This is a genomic window from Leptolyngbya sp. 7M (genome assembly GCF_018128485.1).
In genome coordinates this window covers 6,275,610-6,294,455 of the sequence record NZ_CP070897.1, presented here as the reverse complement: position 1 = coordinate 6,294,455, position 18,846 = coordinate 6,275,610, and the positions used below count along the sequence as shown (strand labels likewise).

Below are 18,846 nucleotides of genomic sequence, written 5' to 3'. Positions count from 1 at the left end.
AACGTTGGTAGTCGAAGGAATCCCATCATTCAAGCAGTTAACATAGGAGACACAACCAAGGTCAAAATCAGTCTTCATGCTGACCCAGCCGCACCTGATGGATTCCGGATTGAAAGTGCCTTTCCTATCTACCCATAAGGAGGTAATCATATGAATGACTATGAGCTGATCTCAAATTTTCTGGGAGAATTCTTCAATTATGAACATTAATGTCAACAAAATGCTTTAGCTTCTCTAGTGTCTTTGCGTAATGTGGGCGTAGCACCAATATCCTGTGCTGCTGGGTCTGGTGACAGATCTAGTACCGGATTAGGTGCCTGCATGCCCTATCGCCGTTTAATTTGGTTGAATCACTTAGAACACTTCGTGAGTGAAGTTAAATTTTCACCGTTTAAACTGGAGCTAGAGCTGTCTAGGTTGTCTTAATTGCCTCTGGGTCATTTGGTTACCCGATTGATTACGGTATTGATTACCTGCCAGTATTAATTACCACCAGAGATACGGCTCCTTCCGGCACTCGTGACGCTGGATCCCTCAGCCCACGCTTCTTCCCTAGCCTTTATTTGCCTCGACCATGCGCGATTTCCTCAAGCAGACCTTCGCTACGCTTACGGGTATCTTTCTGTTTTTGACGCTCAGCGTTACTGGACTCACCGTGCTCCTGATTGCCATTACTGCTGCTTCTCGAGAAGCTAGTTCCCGCGTTGAAAAAGACTCGATTCTCACAATTGACTTGGCTCAGGAAATTACCGACTCTAGTCTGACCAACAGTCCGGGAGAAGTGATTGGGCAGGCGCTTTCGGGTAGCAGCCCCCGCAACACCATTCCGCTTCGCACGGTGCTAGAAACGCTGGAACGTGCAGCTAAGGATGATCGGATTGCCGGAATCTACCTATCGGGCAGTATTAATCCGGCGGGCTTGGGGTCGGGGTTAGCCACTCTGCAAGAAGTGCGGCAAGCACTGCAGAAGTTCCGTGAGTCTGGCAAGCCAATTTTGGCCTACGATACCACGGGCTGGACCGAGCGAGAATACTACCTCACCTCAGTGGCCGATCAGGTGCTGCTCAATCCTACTGCTGTTCTGGAATTCAATGGTTTCAGTGTAGAGACTGCCTTCTTTGCAGGAGCACTGCAGAAATATGGTGTGGGGGTGCAGCCGATTCGGGCCGGTAAGTATAAGTCGGCTGTGGAACCGTTTGTCCGTACTGCAAATAGCCCCGAAGCTGAAGAAGAAACTCAAAAACTGCTGGGTGATCTGTGGACAGGTTTTCTCTCCACGGTTGCTAAAAGCCGAAACTTAAAACCAGAGCAGTTACAAACCCTCGCCGATCAGCAGGGGCTACTCATGTCTGATCAAGCCCAAACTGCCAAGCTGATCGATCAAGTGGTTCACGAAGACGAAGTATTAGCGGAACTGCAGGACCTGACTGGCGAATCGAAGGATAAAGATCAGCCAACCGACCGCAATCGCCAGAGCTACAACGCCAAAGTTGATCGACAGAGGATCCATCAGCAAATTTTGCAACAAGCGCTGGCGCTGCCGGCTGACCTCCAGCGGCTCCTCGAGATGCAACGACGGAATGTCCTTTGGCTCGGCTACATCTGGGTTAGCGTTTGCCACATATCCCTGGCGTCGTCCCCAGTTCGCCAGGGCGGTACCCAGCACGATGCTCGTTACCAAGCTTATGGTAGCCAGCCCCAGCGACAGATCGCCGCCATCGGGAAAGTCCAATTGATTAAACACCCCAATCATTCCACCTGCCGTGCCATGCCCGCCGGCAAAGCTGACTTCAATTAAACTGGCGGCAATTGGGCTAATCCCAAAGACTGGTATCAGAATCAGTAGCGTAACTAAGGCCCCAACCACATACTGCCCAAACCCCAGCGTCATTCCAAATACCACCTGAGGAGCCGCCTTGCGCCATACCTGACCGAGTGAGGGAATCGCTTCTCCCAGCAGCAGCGACGCAAACACCACATTGATAAAAACCTTCGGAGATTGGGACCAGACTGCCAGGATGCTCTCAGGAAACACACCACCTGCTAAAGGGGCATCAGGTCCAGCTATAGCCGAGGCCATGACTCCCAATACCTGCGGTCCCAGCAGCAGCCCTAACACTCCAGCGATCACGGACTCCGGTAGATACAACCGTTGAAACAGGCGAGTTTTGCGCTTCAAGTAGCGTCCGACTAGCAGTAGAATCGCCAGCAGGACGAAGGCAAACATAACAGTCTCTAAGTCAAACATTGTTTTCTCTAGCCGAAACGCTCAACTAACAGAGAATAAAGCAGAGTTTAAAGCGCTTATGTTAGTTTAGTCACTGTGGTGATGGCCTACTGCTTAAATGCACCCTGATCCTTCTACTCGAGTAATTTGGCTTTGGCTCGCTGAAACTCGTCCTCTGTCAAAGCACCCGCTTCTTTTAGCTGGGCTAGCTGCGTCAGTTGGGCCAACAGATCAGGCTGGGTCGCTAGTGAGGGTGCGGCGGGGACTGGAGCGGATGTTGCAGTCTCAACCTGCATAGCCTGCACGGCGGCTAGTTGGGCTTTCATTTGCTCCATTTCCTGCTGTGCCCGAATCGCAGCAGCTTGCTCTTGCTGAGCCTGCACTGCTTTTCGATCCATTGTGTTGTTGACTGCTCTGCTGGTGGCGGTTGCCGTACCGCTAATGGCGGCGGTTCTAGCCACCGATGGCAGGTTCCGCTGCGCTATGGATTTCGCCAGTCTTGGCCTCATCCGTCAACGAGGTTTCGCTGGTCACATCGTTGGTTAAATCGGTCAAGTTGCGGAAGATCGAGTCGACGAGCTGTTCTGACGCCTGTTCAATTTGCTGTAGCGCTTGCGATAGGTCGGCAGCAGGCAAGGCTGGCTGATCGAGGCTGGATTCTGGATCGACGATCTCACTGACGGTTTCACTAACAGGGGTTGGATTAACCTGTTCCTCTGGTGGACTAACAACTGGTTGGTCAATTGACGGTACTGCTTCGGTTGCTGCCGCCAAGGGAGTCACCTCTGGAACGGGGGACGATTTGACCTCAGGCGTCGGATTGGCTTCAGCGACTGCCTGCACCGTTCCAGCAACGGCCTCATCGGTAGGTTTCTTCGTCGTTTCCGTAGCAGTGCCTTGCCAGTCAGGATTCCACTCATCGGCGGGCTGTTCTTGCGGCACCACATCCAACTGGACGGCATACTGCCAGTTTTCACCCATCATTTCGGCCATCACATCGCCAGTGCAGCGCAACTCCCACAGTCCCGGTTGCAAGCGAGTAAAGGGCAAAATCACAATCAGGCCATCGGGATTGGTTTGGCTAGAGCGTTTGCGGACTCGGCGCACAGGGGGAGTTTCGGTCGTTGCATAATGAATGACGCGAATCTCCGTCGCAGTATTGGCTCGGTGCGAGCGAGCCACGACACGATATCGTCCTTCCAAAATTTCGACGCTGGGAGATTCCAAAGGTAACCAGGAGCGATCGCCTTCCTTCTGGATCAGAAATTCCCAAAACTCCATCTGAACCTCCGGTGAGTGGGGAGCTAAGCAGTGAATAGATAGCGATATAGCAAATCAAGCCAAACTAAATCAAGCCAAACTAAATCAAGCCAAACCAGAACTACGACGCACACTTTATCACGAGACTTTGAAACACAGCCGTTAAATTTTTGCCTAAAACTTTGCCTAAAACTTTGCCTGAAAGTTTGCTTGAAAACCATCCGGCCCATTTCTGGCAATCTTGCATCCCTGACTTTCTTGCATCCCTGACTTTGGGTTACAAGTCTACTGCATCTGCGACATCCCGCATACGGTAATCCATAAGCGGTCAGAAAACGAGCAGAAAACGAGCAGAAAACGGCCAAAAGTTCTCACCCGATAGTCCTCACTACTCGACCCTGAATCGTTTGGCCCAGCCAGGGAGTGTTGCTAGAACGCGGATGATCGTTGCTCGGGTTAGCGAACCAGTTCAGATCGACAGTGCCCGCGTTGCAAGAATCGGTACCAACTGCGAGCCCGACCTGTGTACCACTCGCACTTCCAAACTGAGCAAGTCCAACAATGTCACCAACGATAACGTCCGGTCCGGGAACGGTACCGGTTTCAGGATCGTTCATTGCCGGAAGTTTGTTTGACGTCATCGAACCGTTTGTGATCTGGGTTATCTCAACCGAACGCATGACTGCTTCGATAGTTATCCCCCCAAGTATCTTGCCCGGTTCCGGCCTGAGTCCGAGGTCTTCTGCGAATTGATCGGCAAGAAGTACGCGACCTCCTTTTACCACCAAGCGTTGGCTGGCGGGGTCGTAATCAAACTCATGGCCTTCGATATTGAAGAAGGTATAGCCGTCCTCTGCGTCGCGGACCACTAATTCGTAGTCGCTGCCCGTCCCGGTACGTTCGATCATTAGCTTCTCAAATGAACCTCGCAAACGACCGGGAACGTCAAAAGTTTCCTGAGGTACCATTTCCAAGGTTCCGGGAAGCGAACTTCGGAACTCATTGTTGAAAACAGCTATGGAGAAGAATGAATCGGGTACCGAATCAAACACCATTGGCCCAGAACCACGTTTTCCGCTGCCGCGGGTCAGCGAGCTTAGATCTACGTCTAGCGTAACGCGGCCTTTGGCAACGATCATACGCTCAAGAACTCCTGTTTCTCCCTCAGGCCCTGCAACGATGCCGTTGTCAGAGAAAGCGAGAAAACCTGCTAACAAAGCGCTGAGCGCGATAGTTACCGCGACAAAGCGGAAATAACCGCTCCTAAATCTCTTCTTCATTTATTATCTCCTCGAGGCTAGAATCACAATCTACCGGTAAATCTCAATGAATTTTCACGAATGATCTCAGGTAGGCACTGGATTCAATAAAAGTAGCGCAATCCGTTCTGATTAGTCAACGCACTTGCTGGTCTCGGAATCTGTAGAAAGCTTGGTCTTTCAGGCTGTTACGCATCAGTTTGGAGCCTTTTACGCGGGAGAGACCCTTCGTTTCATAACTTACGTGTGATTAAATCAATGATTGACGGCTAACTGATCTTGAACGAAGTGCTGTGATCGTCTGACGTACATAACTTGGACCAAGTTGAAATGAAAGAAGGATGTGACGGTAAAAGCCGGGGAACAAAGATAAGGAAAGAGCTGCCGGTGATCGGCACGAGTAGCGATACCCAACAGTGCGCTGACCGCGGCGATCGACGCGAAGGACCGCTACACGTGCGGCCACAGTGAGCGCGTCGCCTACCTTGCCCGCGAGCTCGCGCTGGCCTCGGGCATGACCGATGCCCAGGCCCAGCGCGTCCACCTCTCGGGCTTGCTCCATGACGTGGGCAAGATCGGCGTTCCCGAGGCGGTGCTCTGCAAGAGCGGACGGCTCACCGAGCAGGAGTTCGACCTCGTCAAGAAGCACCCGCGGATCGGGCACGACATCCTCAAGGGCATCCCCATGCTCGAGGACATCCTTCCCGGCGTGCTGCACCACCACGAGCGCTTCGACGGCAAGGGATACCCCGTCGGCCTGGTCGGCACCTCCATCCCCGTCGTCGCGCGCATGCTCGCCCTGGCCGACACGTTCGACGCGATGAGCTCGACCCGTTCGTACCGCGGAGCCCTGCCGCGCGACAAGGTCCTGGATGAGATCCGCAGCAAGGCCGGAGAGCAGTTCGACCCGGAGTTGACCCGAGTCTTCCTGTCGCTCGACTTGGCGGCCTACGACGAGATGGTCGCCCGGCACACGATCGAGTTCAGCCCGACGCCGCTGCCGCAGACCGACGAGCCGCGGGCCGCCGCCTGATCGGACCATGCTCCGGTCACGGCAGAAGGACGCGTCGCCACGTCCCGGCGACCGGCACCATTCTCACGCTCGCGGCATAGCCCATGAGCGGCTGGTTCACCATCGACGGCGACCACTCCACGGCGATGGAGCCCTTGAGATCAAGATTGCCGCTCGGACCGTCGACCAGAAGCCCTCCGCTGATGAAGAGAGATCCCGTGACCGCAACGTCCCCGCGGACGTGCACGAGCCCGGTGATCTCGCTGGGGTATGCGTCATCCAGCAGCGCGTCGGTCTGGCCCATGTACGGCGCGCCCGGCGGGTTGAGGTTGCGGAGCACCCCCACCTCGAGCAGCGGCGACGACGACGTGTCGATCGTCACGTTCCCCTCGACGATCAGCGCGGGATAGTCAGCCCGCGCCGGCGCCAGGTTCACGCTCCCCGCGAGAGTCACCATCCGGCCCGGCGCTCGCACGACCAGCGTCCCATGGATGCGCGCGTCGCGGATCGTGACGTCGCCGGTTGAGTTCAGCACATACACCCCGTCCGGATTGGTGGACCCGAATGGATTCACGCCGGGCCCAAGAACGCGGCCCTGGATGGTGCCGCCCGGCACGCTGATCACGGTTCCGAGGCTGGCATACACGAGTCGCTCCAACTGCGATGGGCTGCAATCGCCGCTGCGACTCGCTTCCTTCAAGGCGTCGAAAAGCAGTCTGCATGGCGCCCCTCGGTCGGTGATAGCGCCCTCAACTTCGCTCACGATCAAGAGCAACCCGAGCGGTCCGATCATCATCGTGCCAGGTAGTCCTCGTATCCGACGGAGCTTCTCAAGGACCTGGTCACGCGTTCTCTGGGATACTCGCTTGGGGTACTCCCGGATGTACTCCTCGGCAGCCTCAAGCAGTTGCTGGCGAGACATGACTCCACCGGGTGGAAAGTTCTGTGAAGGTTTCCAGCACGTCTCGATATAGTCTCCAAAACGTCTGTCTTTCTTCAGCTCGGGTGGTATGTCTTTCCAGTCGTCCTTGCCGCCCTTTCGCTCCAATCCAAGCGGATCAGCATAGAGTAGTGGATTGGACATGACGTACTCGTACAAGCTCATCCCGTCCACATACCCGAGCGGGTCCCGCCTCGTCCACCTCCCCACGTCTGCGTCGTACACGCGATGCCTCACGTGGTACAAGTTCCGCCCCGCCCCCTCGAACGTCGGGTCGTGCTCGTAGCCCGCGTAGCCCTTGCGGCTGATCGCTCCCGTGCGGGTGTTTGGACCGATGGCCATGCAAGTAATGGTAGAGCGGCTGTCCTCAACACCGCCATGCGCTCGAAAGGTGCATCTCTGCCACACGCGCCCGAGGCGAGGGTCGATTCGGGTTGATGGGGCGTCACTCAGCCCGTGAGGGAGTAGCTGACGGCGATGCAGATCGGAATGGGCGGGAAGCGCATGCGCACGCGCCAGAGTTCGAGTCCACCGGGCACCGGGCCGATCTGATCGAGCATCCAGCGGAGCATCTGCGCGTGACGCGGGATATACGGGGCTGATGGTGCGGACTGCGCGTCTCCTAAGTTCTCAAGCGTCTCGGGAACAGGAATGGCGGCGAAGTCCGGGCCGCGAACATAGGGCATCTCGGTCTGGATAGTGCTGTGGACGCGCAGCCGAGGCTTGCGCTCCAGCAGCGCGCGTGGCATGAGCACCTCATAGCAGAGCCGTTCGCAGGGCACCGACACAGGCATGACCACCGCGTCCTCCTTGAAGTCGCGTCGCGGCATCTGCCCGAATCGCTCGCCGGTGACCACGTCGACAGCGCCAATCTGGCCGACCATGCCGGGCTGGAGCACGTCCTCGACGGTGACGCCGCCGATGACTCGACGCTCGACCACGGGCGACGATGCCACCTTTTTGCATGGCGTAGTAGCGATCGGCTTGGCGAACAAAGTGCAGGTGTTGTTCCACCAAAAGCACCGAAATGCCGGTGGTGGCCACGATGCGTCGTACCGCCGATTCAATATCGAGAATAATCGAGGGCTGAATGCCTTCGGTGGGTTCGTCGAGGACCAGAAGCTGCGGTTGGCCCATGATGGCACGAGCAATCGCGAGCTGCTGCTGTTGTCCACCGCTGAGGTCGCCGCCCATCCGCCACAGCATATCCTTCAGTACCGGGAATAGCTCAAAAATCTCTTCAGGAATCGCCTGGGTATTGCGAGGTCGTTCGGCTCTGGCTTCGTAGCCCAGCAGTAGGTTTTCTTTCACAGTCAGACGGGGAATCACTTCCCGCCCCTGAGGCACGTAGCCAATGCCCAAGCGCGCCCGCTGATCGGGAGTTCTGCCAAGAATTGACCGCCCAGAGAAAACGATATCGCCGCTGCGGGGCTTCAGCAGGCCCATGATCGTTTTTAGCAGCGTGGTTTTGCCGACGCCGTTCCGTCCGATCAAACAAACCATCTCGCCTTTGGGAACGCTCAAGTCTACATTACGGAGAATATGGCTCTCACCGTAATAGACATTCAGATCAGAAACTTGCAGCATCAAAGGCGTGGCAGCGGCAGCAGAATCGAGCGTGGTAGCAGTTTGAACCATGAGTAGGGCAATAGAGGGCAATAGAGAAATGGCAAAAGAGATGATAAACAGAATAGTAACTAATACACCTGATCCGGTTCCCCAATTTCTTGGAGGGCGGCGGATGACAGATCTGTATGGATCTCTGTATGGATCTGATCCGGCTCCCCAATTTCTTGCAGAGCGGCAGATGTTAAATCAGCGGGAATACTTTCAGGCGCGTCGTGATCGATCTCCTGACCGAGGTATACCTCAATCACGCGCGGATTCGTTTGGACGACATCAAAGGGGCCTTCGCAGAGCACCGAACCCTGGTGCAGCACCGTTACCGTTCCCTGGGCAATCTGACGCACAAACTCCATATCATGTTCGATCACAATAATCGAATGGCTCTCAGCTAGCGAAACCAACAGTTCACCCGTCCGTTCGGTTTCTTCGTCGGTGAGACCCGCGACGGGTTCATCCACCAGCAGCAGGTCGGGGGATTGCGCCACCAGCATGCCGATCTCTAACCACTGTTTTTCGCCATGTGAGAGCAGATTGGCTTTCATATCAGCTTTGTGGGACTTAACCGATTCGCTAACCCAACCCGTGTGAGTGCCTCAGCCGCCCGTTCCCTCCGTTCCTGGGTGGGAATTCCAGCATAGACCATTGGCAGCATCACGTTTTCCATTGCCGAGAGTTGCGGCAGCAAATGGAACTGTTGGAAGACAAATCCCAGCTTGCGATTGCGGGTATGGGCCAATTCTGGATCGGATAAACCAGCGACATCAACCCCGTCTAGGTAATAGCTGCCAGATGTCGGTCGATCCAGGCAGCCAATTACGTTCATGGCCGTGGATTTACCCGAACCAGAAGGTCCCATAATGGCGCAATAGTCACCCTTCTCAACGGTCAGATTGACATCATTGAGGGCATGAACTTCGGTATCGCCAGTTCCATAGGTTTTATGAATATGTTCGAGCCGAATAACAGGTTGCATGGGAAAGGTTTGAGTTTTAGGTTTTAAGTGTTGAGTGTTGCGTTCTTACAGCGTTTTTCACCTACGTAAGGTATAGGGGGTGTGGGGGCTTCGCCCCCACGCAGGGGCAGTGCCCCTGCACCCCAATTTTTGTACTTCATTAGCCTGGAAAAGGCTGTAGTTCTAAAAATAGATTCAACTTACCTTCAATGATTTACTGAGAAGCTGAACCTAACCTGAGCGCAGAATAGTTTTTTTCTCAGCGAAGCCCGATCAGCGTAAATGCCTCTGGAGAAATTGCTTAAACAACCATGAGTGATCCATTTAAGCTGCCAAACTTTCAGAATCCGGATCTGTTTCAGCAGGCCATGACTCACCGTTCCTACATCAATGAATTTTCCGATGCTCAACTGCACAATGAGCGGTTGGAATTTTTAGGCGATGCCGTCTTGAACTTCCTCAGCGGTGAGTACCTCTACAAACATTTTGCAACCAAACCCGAAGGAGAACTGACTCCCTTGCGCTCGGCTCTAGTCGATGAGCAGCAGTTGGCCCAATTTGCGCTTTTTCTCGGACTCAATCAGCATCTGAAACTGGGCCGGGGAGCTGAAAAAGATGGTGGGCGTCGGAATGCCAACTTGCTCAGCAGCGCCTTTGAAGCAATGATTGGCGCTTACTTCCTCGATACAGGGTCTGATATCAATTTGGTGCGCGTCTATGTTGAACCGCTGTTTGCTGCGGTTGTCGATACGTTAGTGCTGACAGCATCAACGGTTAATTTCAAAAGTCGCTTCCAGCAGTGGGCGTTGGCCCATCAACGCGAGAATCCCCAGTACCTGATCACAATTGCCCCATCACGTCAGCTTTTATCTCCGCTGTGCAGACGGAGACCAACTGACTGGCAAAACCTTTGTGCGGCAAATGAACCTAGCCGGCATCGCCATCAGTTCCGGCTCAGCGTGCAGTAGCGGCAAACTGGTTCCCAGCCCAACGCTGTTAGCCATGGGTTACAGTGAACGGGCCGCTAAATCAGGAATTCGCCTGACGCTGGGACGCTATACCACCGAGGCTGACATTGACTGGACGGCCCTTGTGCTGAAGCAAATTATCGAACGATTGGCACCGCAGTCCTCACTCTGTTTGGGCTAGGCTGTCGTTTGTCTCCTAAACCTAGGCATAATTGCAGATTTACGGAGATTTCTGGGTAACATAGGTCTAAGTGGTTATTCCCTGCTCTTCAATCCTGCTAGCAGATGATGAGGTTTGCCTTCCCGAGGAATCTGCATCTTTAAGTTTTTCGAAACCGTTTGATGACGGACAAGTATTAGTTTTTGTATCCAAGCGCTTTTCATGCAAACTGCTGCTTTTAGTGAATTATTTCCTTTGTTCAATGCGGCCAGCCCAGAGACAGTCGAGTGGTTGCTCTCGATTGCGGTTGAACACGAGTACCCGGCGGACCGCGCCGTTTTGATGGAAGATGCTTGGGGCAATGCTGTTTATTTTGTGGAATCGGGCTGGGTGAAGGTACGGCGCCATGTGGGAGACGGAGTGATTACGCTGGCCATTTTGGGTCGGGGTGATTTCTTTGGTGAAATGGCGATTCTGGATGAGTCACCGCGTTCTACCGATGTGGTTGCCCTTTCCTCAGTACGGCTCTTGAGCATTGCAGCCCAACGCTTTATCCAAACCCTCTTCAAAGATTCGCAATTGCATCATCGGATGCTGCAACTGATGGTGAGGCGGTTACGCCAAACCAATTATCGCTCTCAGTTGCGCCACCAGCCTCCGGCCATTAAGCTTGCCAATACCCTGGTGGGCTTAGGCGAAAGCTACGGCACGCCCACTCCCTACGGAACCGAGATTTTTTACATCCCTAGCCAAGATCTGGCTGATGTCAGTGAGATTACGGTCGATGAAACCAACAAAATTCTGGAAAAGCTAGACAGTAAAGGCTGGATTCGGATAGCACCAGGACGGCAGGCGATCTACCTAGTTCATATGAAGCAGCTCGCTCATTTAGCCGGCAGAATCTAGCCTAAATTCACTGGTTGTCGGTTTTTGCAATTAGTTGATAGGGTTGAGAGACGCGGGCGGATCCTTGGTCGCGTTCAAGACCGGTGAGAACAACAACACGACTCTTGCTTATATAAGACTCAGATAGTGAGGAAAACGATGATCAAACAAATGCTTATACTCTTTTCTTTATTGATGCTCACATTCGGCTGCGGCGGTGGCGGTTCAAAACTTGATATCAAGATCGCCGATAAGAACACAACGCTTAATATAACTTCGTCCGGTTCATTAACCTCGACGAAAACGTTCTCATTCACAAAAGACGGTCAGACGACATCTTCAAAGGCCGCGTCGCATTATTTTGCGATGGCGAATTACGATCTGGATACGACGTCAGGAATGATCTCGATGGGCAAGCCTTTAACGGCAGACGGTCAAGCACGCGTTGCGATCCAGCTGGTCGGCGAAGAAGGTACTGATGACAAGGTGACCCTTAAAACCGGCACCTACACGACCAAGGCGGAAAAGTATAACAAGATCGATTATCTGAATGTGTCTGTCTATTCCGAAGGGAAAGAGAACAAGGTCTCTTTCAATATCGACAAGGCCGATGGCGAGGTGAAGATCACGTCCGTTAGCGATGAATCGGTTAGCGGCGAGATCAATGTTACTGAAGCCGACAAGTCGGTAAAAGGATCATTTACTGCAAAGATAACAAAGCGGAAATAGGTCCGAAGAGGTCGAAAAAGCGCGAAATTTAGCCCGGGACGGGGATCATGATCGCGTTCGGAAATTTGATGCCAAAATGAACCCTATGAAAGTGAATTTGTCCCAAGCAGTTGCGGCGGCGGGATCTTGACCGCCTCCGTAATTTTCGTTTCGGCACAGAACGTAGATCGGCAGATCGAGGCGATCAGGAAAGCCTACACCGAAGCAAACGCAAAAATCGCTGCTGCTGAGGCAGATCCGACATCGGCCGATTTATATATGAACGAGCTGCGCGTTAACAGCGGACGTGCTGCTTGGCCTGCGGTCGGGATCTACAATTCGACAGTCCGTTTCTTTTATGAGATCCGAGGCGAAGGGCCTTATCCTAACAGCTTGTTCAAGATAAATGTGCGAACGGAACGCTCGGCACGTATCGAGACCGAAGAACTACTGTTTGATGCCGGTGAGAAATTGGTCTTTTATTTCAGCGATGACGGCGAGCTCCGGACACGCGCCTATTTTGCGGATGGCAGGGCGATAAGGTTTCTGAAGGGCACGACAAATTCTGCATTGACTTCGCAGGCCGCAAAAAGCGAGCTGTCGTCCTAAACGAAACAATCTCATAGACTATCTCCAAGTTGAGAAATGATTAATTTGCGGTATATTGGCCGTTGGTTATTGGCGTTTATCAATAATTGATAACAGGTAAGTAATGGCTAATGGCTAATAGCTAATGGCTAATGGCTAATGGCTAATGGCTATCAGTCAACACGGCATTTGCTAGCTGCTTTCCATCCGAACTCACAGCAGTTGGATCAACAACTGCCTGCCCTTTGGGAACCAGAAATTGACCAAACCGAGCATAGAGAGCAGGCAGAACCAGCAGCGTCAGGGCTGTTGAGGTAAATAAGCCTCCTAACACCACCACCGCTAACGGCTGGAGAATTTCTTGGCCTGCACCACCCCCCAGCACCAGCGGCACCATCCCCAGAGCCGAAGTCAACGCAGTCATGAGAATCGCAACTAAGCGCTCCATAGAACCATCGACAATGACTTGCTGTAAGGGCAATCCTTCAGCCAATTTGCGGTTGTAATTATCAACCAGGAGGAGGCCATTGCGAGTTGCCACCCCAAACAGCGTAATAAAACCGACCAACGACGCAACCGAGACAACACCGCCACCAACGGCGATCGAAACGATGCCTCCCACTAGAGCCAGCGGTAGGTTAATCATAATCATCACCATTCCAGCCACCGATTTAACGGCAAAGTACATTAAAATTGAAATCACCATGATCGCCAATCCGCCGAAGATCAAGAGATTGCGGCTGGCCTGCTGTTCGGATTCAAACTGTCCGCCGTATTGAATAAAGTAGCCGGCTGGCAGTTCTACCGCCGACTTAACGTGAGCTTGAACATCCTGCACTACAGAACCCAGATCGCGTCCGGCTACGTTTGCGGATACAACAATCAAACGCGACACGTTTTCTCGGTTAATTGTGTTTGGTCCAGTGTCATAGTTAATCTGGGCCACCTGGGCTAGGGGGATTTTTTGGCCGGTAGGTGTATCCACCAGCAGGTTGCGAATCGTCTCGATGTTGTTGCGCGCGTCATGCTTGAGCCAGACCACCAGATCAAATAATTGCTGTTCTTCTAGCACCTGAGAAACCACCCGTCCGTTCAGAGCAACTTCCACCATCTCCGAAAGTTGCCCGACCGTTAAACCATAGCGAGCGGCAGCAGCCCGATCAAACTGGATTTGCACCTGACGGATCGGCACTTGCGGTTCTAACTGCAGATCGACCAGACCATCCACATCTCGGACTGCCGCTTCAACTTGGCTGCCGCTTCCACACCGGGCGTTTCAAAGTTTTCCGGGTGTCCGGGTGTTTTCGACCCCCACTGGCGGAAGTTTTTGATTTCGTCGATCGTCACACTGTCGTAACCCGTCAAATACATCAGGGCATACTGCAACATGCAGCCATGACCTGCCGACAGCACAAACCGATCGCGGTTGAACCAATAGGGATTTTTGGGATTGAACCGCATGAATTGATCCCAGAGCACGAACGCCATTGGAGCGGCACCCATCGGCAGTCCTGGATGTCCGGACTTGGCTTTCTCAACGGCATCGATCGCCAGGAATCGGATGGAATTAATACAAAGTTCTTCGAGGGATTGGGTTGTCGCAACAGCCATGACTTTCTCTACTCAACAACGGCTAACGCTTGGATGGACAGAAGATCGAGCGTCGTACAATAACTTACCGACCAAAAAAGTAAGTAACTATACCTATTGCCCTTTTTTTAGTTTATAACCTCAGGCAACAATGATCTATAGTCCCATTAATAGTCTCACTAATAGCGGGGCTTTAGATGAGAATCTCGGTTGCAATGCAGCCGTTCATCTCGTTCATCTATTGAAGTAATCCAGCTAAATTAATAAGGTCAATAGAGTGCGGCTAAGATGCTTGCCGCCTGCGAGACATTGGTAGACACTAGAGGACCTGACAACCGATAGAAGTAATTTGCTCAGCTACCCCTTGACCGTGCTCAATCTCAAGTCTATCCAAGTTGGTCTATGCAAGAAGTTATTATCAACAGGACTGCCGAATTCATCACCACAATTGGAGCAATCAACCAAGGGAAACGCGCCCTCTATCGCGGCCAGAGAAGAGATTTGCCACTGCTGCCCAAAATTGCGCGGCTGTTGACCTACCTGCCGATTCTGGAAGCCGAGCAGGCCATGCTAGAAGACTTCAAACTGCGGAGCATTCCCTGTCTAGAACAACTGCCCGAAAACGACTGGGAATGGCTGGCGGTGATGCAGCATCATGGCTTAGCAACTCGTTTGCTTGACTGGAGCGTCAACCCACTGGCGGCTCTGTGGTTTGCCGTGAACAGACCTGCCTCAGATCAGCCCGGTGTGATTTGGCTTTACCAACCCGATCGCGAGGACTATGCCACGGTTTCCCAGCAAACTAGTCCATTTCAGGTTGATCGAATTTTGTTGATCAAGCCGAAGATCGTCAGTGCTCGAATTGGAGCACAGCTCGGTTGGTTCACAATTCATCCATTTGATCCGGCCCTTCGGCAGCAAACCCTTTTGCATCAACGGTTAAGCCCTGCTCCTCGGCAATCTCCTGGGTCAGCTCCAGCGGAAAGCCATAGGTATCATAAAGGACAAAGGCATCATGGCCTGAAATCAGGTTTGTCTTCTCCTGCTGTGCCCGTTCGATCACCTTCTCCAATAGCTTGACGCCACGCTCTAGAGTTTTTTGGAAGCGGTATTCCTCCCGTTCTAGTTCTGCTTTAATCTGGTCGGCTCGTTGCCGCACATGGGGATAGACTGGCTCAGCTAAGGCAATTGCCGTTTCTGCGACTTGAGCAATGAATTCCCCTTCGATACCAATCAAGCGGCCATGGCGCACTACCCGACGAATTAGGCGGCGCAAAATATAGCCTCGCCCCACATTTGAGGCGTGAATTTCATCGGCAATCATATGGACCACGGCTCGCACATGGTCTCCAATCACTTTGAGCGAGACTTTGGTTTTTTCATCGGCCTCAGCATAGGTGATACCAGCGAGCTGAGCGGCGGTTTTGATGATGGGAAAGATCAGATCGGTTTCGTAATTGTTGGGTACTTGCTGCAGGATCTGAGCCATGCGCTCTAGCCCCATGCCCGTGTCGATATTCTTGGCCTTTAGAGGGGTGAGCTTGCCTTCTGCATCCTGATTATATTGCATGAAGACAAGATTGTAGAACTCGATAAAACGAGAATCATCCTCTAGATCGATGTGGTCGTCGCCTTGTTCGGGATGAAAGTCGTAGTAAATTTCTGAGCAGGGGCCGCAGGGGCCGGTTGGGCCAGACTCCCAGAAATTATCCTTGGCACCCATACGGATAATCCGCCGGGGCGGAATGCCAATTTGATCACGCCAGATTGCAAAGGCTTCGTCATCTTCTTCAAACACGCTGACAACTAAGCGCTCAGGCGGCAATTGGTACACTTCGGTAGACAGTTCCCAGGCCCAAGCAATCGCTTTTTCCTTGAAATAATCACCAAAGCTGAAATTGCCCAGCATCTCAAAGAAAGTGTGGTGGCGAGCCGTGCGACCTACATTCTCAATATCGTTGGTACGGATGCATTTCTGTGAAGTTGTAGCTCGCGGAAACTCAGCCTGCCGCTGTCCCAGAAAAATAGGCTTAAACGGAAGCATCCCAGCAATCGTTAGTAGGACAGTGGGATCTTCTGGCACAAGGGAAGCGCTAGGCAGCACCTGATGGCCTCTAGCCGCATAGAAATCCAAAAATATTTGTCGAATTTCCCGCTGGATTTTGGGATTGTGAAGCGAGGTCATGCATTAAGTCGGTGGGATATGCACCACAATCAGCGACAGGTTTGGGTTTTGGTGGGCGATCGTTTCCGAACCAATACCTAAAGAGGGCAGACTGAGGAAATCAGCATGGTTTTTAGCCATCAGCACCAATAGATCATCAGCGGTGAGGGTGCGAGCCACGTAGCCAGGAAAATGACCGCGCACGAGTTGAGCTGGAATCCCTTCTGGTAAGATGGTTCGTTTGGCAGCACGACGCGACCCAGCAATGTCGTGCAGCAGGCAGAAAGAGGCTTTCAGTTCAACAGCAAGGCTTTTAGCTAGGTTTAGCACCTGAGGAAAGCTAGCGGCCATGAGATTCGCTTCATCAACGGCTAGAAAAACTCGTTGGGTGGTTTTAATCGGATGGGTAAAACGAGTCACCAGCACGGGAACAACAGCCCGACGCAGCACATTATCAATAGCGCTGCCAAAGAAGTTATCGCGATAGGTAGAGTAACCCTTCCAGCCGCAGATAATTAGATTGGCGTTGCGCTCTTGCGCAGTTCGCAAAATGCCTTTATCAATTGACTCGTCAATTCGGCCAATGGGTTCAACATCGGTGACAGCCGCATGGGCAACGGTTTCTGCCGCGGCCAATAGCTGCTCTTGTCGAGTCTTAGCCTCTGCCGAGATGGATCCCGCATGGTCCAACAAAATGTGCAGCGGCAGCAGAGTGCCTTCGGTGGTCTTAGCCAGCAGCAGCGCCAGTTGCAGCAGGTTGTCTTCGGTGTTGGGGTTAGCAACAGGCACCAAAATCCGATAGCGGGGCGGGGTTGAACTGGTTGAATTGGCCAAAGCTGGTTTTGCATCGACTGGTTTGGGTTGCAGCGTTTGCCCCCAGCGTTGAGTGATCCAGGGAGAGGCGATGCAGGTGACTAGGATCATAGCAATCGTGCCGTTCACCGTGAGCTGATCCACCAGTTCAATTTTGTAGGCTACGGTAATGGCGGCCAGAGTTGAGGCAGCTTGAGCCACCGATAGGCCAAACACGACCATGTTGCTGGAGTGGTCAAACCGAAACAGTTTGCCTGTGCCCACCGCAGGTAGCCATTTGGCCACAATCGCGACCACCACCATCACGCCCGACACCAGCAGTGAGCGCGGTTCCTGTAGCAATACGGCTGGATTCACCAACATCCCAACTGAGATTAAGAAAAAGGGAATGAATAGAGTATTGCCAATGAACTGACCGCATACATTCAATTTTTCCGGGATCATCAGTACCTTTCTTGCGAATAATGCCCTGATACAGTTGCCAGAACTTCGCGGATCGGCAGTAGCCGACGAACTATTCGTTCAACTGGCAGATCTGATCGAAGAGGAAAGCAAACGCAAGCAATTGGGCGAGAACGCCCTATCGGTCATGGAAGCAAACCGCGGGGCATCCCAAAAGACCATCCATGAGCTCCGGAAGGTCATTTCCGAGATAACTGAGTCCTAAAAGCCGCAAATTCCGGATGTCCACCTAATGATCTACTTGTTCTACATATTCGCGGGACTGCTGGTTTGGTTCAGCTACAGATCGTTTCGCGGCGGAATGGATTATCTGAGTTACTTTAAGAAAGAGTCAGGAAACACTCCGACAATATATTTGCCGTTCGTTTCGGTGATAGCTCCGATAAAGGGTGTTGACGATGGGCTTCGAGAGAATCTTTCCGCACTCGCGACGCAAAACTATCCATCCTTCGAGGTCATATTCGTCGTAGATGACGCTCAGGATCCGGCAGTTTCTATTGTCAAAGGGCTTTCAGAAACGATTCCTAAGAGTTTGAGCACAAAGTTGATAGTTGCCAGAAAGGCAACTGCTTCGGCACAGAAAGCAGAGAATTTGCGTGAAGGAGTGCTGCATACAGATTCACGAAGCGACGCATTCGTCTTCGTTGATTCCGACGCCCGACCTTCGAGCGAATGGCTTCGGTCATTGATCCGCCCACTCAATGACACAACCATCGGTGCCACCACGGGATACCGTTGGTACATCTCGGAGACCGCGACATTTGCTAGTGAGCTTCGCGGAATGTGGAATGCATCCATAGCATCTGCTCTTGGCCCGAATCAAGATGGCAACTTCTGCTGGGGCGGTTCGATGGCAATGCGACGCGACACGTTTGAGAAGCTGAAGATAAGCGAACGCTGGCGGAATATTGTTTCGGACGATTTTGCAGTTACGACCGTTTTGAGGGAAGCCGGTCTAAGGATAAAGTTCGTTCCACAGGCTCTTACAGCTTCGATCGGCAACTGCTCAGTAGCCGAACTCTTTGAGTTCACAAACCGCCAGATGAAGATCACGCGCGTTTATGCTCAAAACCTTTGGCTTTTGTCGTTCTTTGGTTCGGGGCTTTTCACGGTCGTTGTGATCGCCGCGACTTATATCGCCTTGACAGCGAAAGATGCCTTGCCATTCTGGTTCTCTGTCGCCGTCTTGTCTCTGAAGATCATCAATCTCGTTCAATAATTGCTGCCTGTAA

23 protein-coding genes and 1 pseudogene are annotated in these 18,846 nt (G+C 52.8%); 12 read left to right on the top strand and 12 right to left on the bottom strand.

What is annotated here, in order from left to right:
* Window positions 1-574 precede the first annotated feature (574 nt).
* Entirely contained in the window at window positions 575-1,798 is a 1,224-nt protein-coding gene (locus JVX88_RS33600) for a S49 family peptidase (RefSeq protein ID WP_211623008.1), read from the top strand.
* A 563-nt stretch (window positions 1,799-2,361) separates the two neighbouring features.
* On the opposite strand, the gene JVX88_RS33595 is transcribed toward JVX88_RS33600, so the two are convergent.
* The 3 genes from JVX88_RS33595 to JVX88_RS33585 form a co-directional block, all read right to left on the bottom strand.
* Window positions 2,362-2,688, bottom strand: coding sequence for an SHOCT domain-containing protein (locus JVX88_RS33595; protein WP_211623000.1), 327 nt, complete (start codon window positions 2,686-2,688; stop codon window positions 2,362-2,364).
* Window positions 2,681-3,508 carry a hypothetical protein gene (locus tag JVX88_RS33590; RefSeq protein WP_211622998.1) on the bottom strand — a complete coding sequence of 276 codons (828 nt, stop codon included), beginning with the start codon at window positions 3,506-3,508 and terminating at the stop codon, window positions 2,681-2,683. The genes JVX88_RS33595 and JVX88_RS33590 overlap by 8 nt, the downstream gene beginning before the upstream one ends.
* A gap of 350 nt (window positions 3,509-3,858) precedes the next feature.
* Window positions 3,859-4,767 (bottom strand): hypothetical protein, encoded by a 909-nt coding sequence (locus JVX88_RS33585; RefSeq protein ID WP_211622996.1) that lies wholly within the window; start codon window positions 4,765-4,767, stop codon window positions 3,859-3,861.
* A 309-nt stretch (window positions 4,768-5,076) separates the two neighbouring features.
* On the opposite strand from JVX88_RS33585, the gene JVX88_RS33580 reads away from it, so the two are divergent.
* Both JVX88_RS33580 and JVX88_RS33575 read left to right on the top strand, forming a co-directional pair.
* Window positions 5,077-5,217, top strand: coding sequence for a hypothetical protein (locus JVX88_RS33580; RefSeq protein WP_211622994.1), 141 nt, complete (start codon window positions 5,077-5,079; stop codon window positions 5,215-5,217).
* On the top strand, window positions 5,153-5,779 hold the full coding sequence (locus JVX88_RS33575; protein WP_211629003.1) for an HD-GYP domain-containing protein: 627 nt from the start codon (window positions 5,153-5,155) through the stop codon (window positions 5,777-5,779). Before JVX88_RS33580 ends, JVX88_RS33575 begins: the two co-directional genes overlap by 65 nt.
* A gap of 16 nt (window positions 5,780-5,795) precedes the next feature.
* Here the strand turns inward: JVX88_RS33575 and JVX88_RS33570 are convergent, their stop codons facing one another.
* Window positions 5,796-7,007, bottom strand: a complete 1,212-nt coding sequence (locus tag JVX88_RS33570) for an RHS repeat-associated core domain-containing protein (RefSeq protein WP_225931807.1) — start codon at window positions 7,005-7,007, stop codon at window positions 5,796-5,798.
* Between JVX88_RS33570 and JVX88_RS39870 the strand changes: the two genes are divergently transcribed.
* Window positions 6,927-7,136 carry a hypothetical protein gene (locus JVX88_RS39870; RefSeq protein ID WP_225931870.1) on the top strand — a complete coding sequence of 70 codons (210 nt, stop codon included), beginning with the start codon at window positions 6,927-6,929 and terminating at the stop codon, window positions 7,134-7,136. The genes JVX88_RS33570 and JVX88_RS39870 overlap by 81 nt on opposite strands.
* A gap of 11 nt (window positions 7,137-7,147) precedes the next feature.
* On the opposite strand, the gene JVX88_RS33565 is transcribed toward JVX88_RS39870, so the two are convergent.
* From JVX88_RS33565 to JVX88_RS43550, 4 genes are read right to left on the bottom strand one after another with little or no spacing between them, the layout of a single operon-like run.
* Window positions 7,148-7,447: a hypothetical protein gene (locus JVX88_RS33565; RefSeq protein ID WP_211622990.1), complete on the bottom strand. Its 300-nt coding sequence runs from the start codon at window positions 7,445-7,447 to the stop codon at window positions 7,148-7,150.
* 7 nt (window positions 7,448-7,454) lie between these two features.
* A complete protein-coding gene (urtE, locus tag JVX88_RS33560) occupies window positions 7,455-8,336 on the bottom strand; it encodes an urea ABC transporter ATP-binding subunit UrtE (RefSeq protein WP_263975368.1) in 882 nt (293 codons plus the stop codon).
* A 59-nt stretch (window positions 8,337-8,395) separates the two neighbouring features.
* A complete protein-coding gene (locus tag JVX88_RS43555; protein WP_317134540.1) occupies window positions 8,396-8,866 on the bottom strand; it encodes a hypothetical protein in 471 nt (156 codons plus the stop codon).
* Window positions 8,863-9,297, bottom strand: coding sequence for an ABC transporter ATP-binding protein (locus JVX88_RS43550; protein ID WP_317134539.1), 435 nt, complete (start codon window positions 9,295-9,297; stop codon window positions 8,863-8,865). Before JVX88_RS43550 ends, JVX88_RS43555 begins: the two co-directional genes overlap by 4 nt.
* A 290-nt stretch (window positions 9,298-9,587) precedes the next feature.
* Here JVX88_RS43550 and rnc point away from each other — a divergent pair, with 290 nt between their 5' ends.
* From rnc to JVX88_RS33530, 5 genes are all read left to right on the top strand, one after another.
* A complete protein-coding gene (gene rnc, locus JVX88_RS33550; protein WP_317134538.1) occupies window positions 9,588-10,244 on the top strand; it encodes a ribonuclease III in 657 nt (218 codons plus the stop codon).
* A 34-nt stretch (window positions 10,245-10,278) separates the two neighbouring features.
* Window positions 10,279-10,425, top strand: coding sequence for a hypothetical protein (locus JVX88_RS43545; RefSeq protein WP_317134537.1), 147 nt, complete (start codon window positions 10,279-10,281; stop codon window positions 10,423-10,425).
* 201 nt (window positions 10,426-10,626) lie between these two features.
* On the top strand, window positions 10,627-11,310 hold the full coding sequence (locus tag JVX88_RS33540) for a Crp/Fnr family transcriptional regulator (protein ID WP_211622988.1): 684 nt from the start codon (window positions 10,627-10,629) through the stop codon (window positions 11,308-11,310).
* Window positions 11,311-11,448: 138 nt separating this feature from the next.
* On the top strand, window positions 11,449-12,018 hold the full coding sequence (locus JVX88_RS33535) for a hypothetical protein (protein WP_211622986.1): 570 nt from the start codon (window positions 11,449-11,451) through the stop codon (window positions 12,016-12,018).
* A 126-nt stretch (window positions 12,019-12,144) separates the two neighbouring features.
* Window positions 12,145-12,606, top strand: coding sequence for a hypothetical protein (locus JVX88_RS33530; RefSeq protein WP_211622984.1), 462 nt, complete (start codon window positions 12,145-12,147; stop codon window positions 12,604-12,606).
* Between the two features lie 142 nt (window positions 12,607-12,748).
* On the opposite strand, the gene JVX88_RS33525 is transcribed toward JVX88_RS33530, so the two are convergent.
* Entirely contained in the window at window positions 12,749-13,813 is a 1,065-nt protein-coding gene (locus JVX88_RS33525; RefSeq protein ID WP_317134536.1) for an efflux RND transporter permease subunit, read from the bottom strand.
* Window positions 13,786-14,196: a hypothetical protein gene (locus JVX88_RS33520; RefSeq protein WP_317134535.1), complete on the bottom strand. Its 411-nt coding sequence runs from the start codon at window positions 14,194-14,196 to the stop codon at window positions 13,786-13,788. Before JVX88_RS33520 ends, JVX88_RS33525 begins: the two co-directional genes overlap by 28 nt.
* A gap of 381 nt (window positions 14,197-14,577) precedes the next feature.
* Here JVX88_RS33520 and JVX88_RS44705 point away from each other — a divergent pair.
* Window positions 14,578-14,898: pseudogene (locus JVX88_RS44705) on the top strand (FRG domain-containing protein); the annotation flags it as partial.
* Between the two features lie 160 nt (window positions 14,899-15,058).
* Here the strand turns inward: JVX88_RS44705 and alaS are convergent.
* Window positions 15,059-16,360 carry an alanine--tRNA ligase gene (gene alaS / locus JVX88_RS33515; protein ID WP_317134534.1) on the bottom strand — a complete coding sequence of 434 codons (1,302 nt, stop codon included), beginning with the start codon at window positions 16,358-16,360 and terminating at the stop codon, window positions 15,059-15,061.
* Window positions 16,361-16,363: 3 nt separating this feature from the next.
* Complete coding sequence (locus JVX88_RS33510; protein WP_211622982.1) at window positions 16,364-17,596, bottom strand: universal stress protein; 1,233 nt, start codon at window positions 17,594-17,596, stop codon at window positions 16,364-16,366.
* Between the two features lie 34 nt (window positions 17,597-17,630).
* Between JVX88_RS33510 and JVX88_RS33505 the strand changes: the two genes are divergently transcribed.
* On the top strand, window positions 17,631-17,819 hold the full coding sequence (locus JVX88_RS33505) for a hypothetical protein (RefSeq protein ID WP_211622980.1): 189 nt from the start codon (window positions 17,631-17,633) through the stop codon (window positions 17,817-17,819).
* A 27-nt stretch (window positions 17,820-17,846) separates the two neighbouring features.
* Window positions 17,847-18,833: a glycosyltransferase gene (locus JVX88_RS33500; RefSeq protein ID WP_211622978.1), complete on the top strand. Its 987-nt coding sequence runs from the start codon at window positions 17,847-17,849 to the stop codon at window positions 18,831-18,833.
* Window positions 18,834-18,846 lie beyond the last annotated feature (13 nt).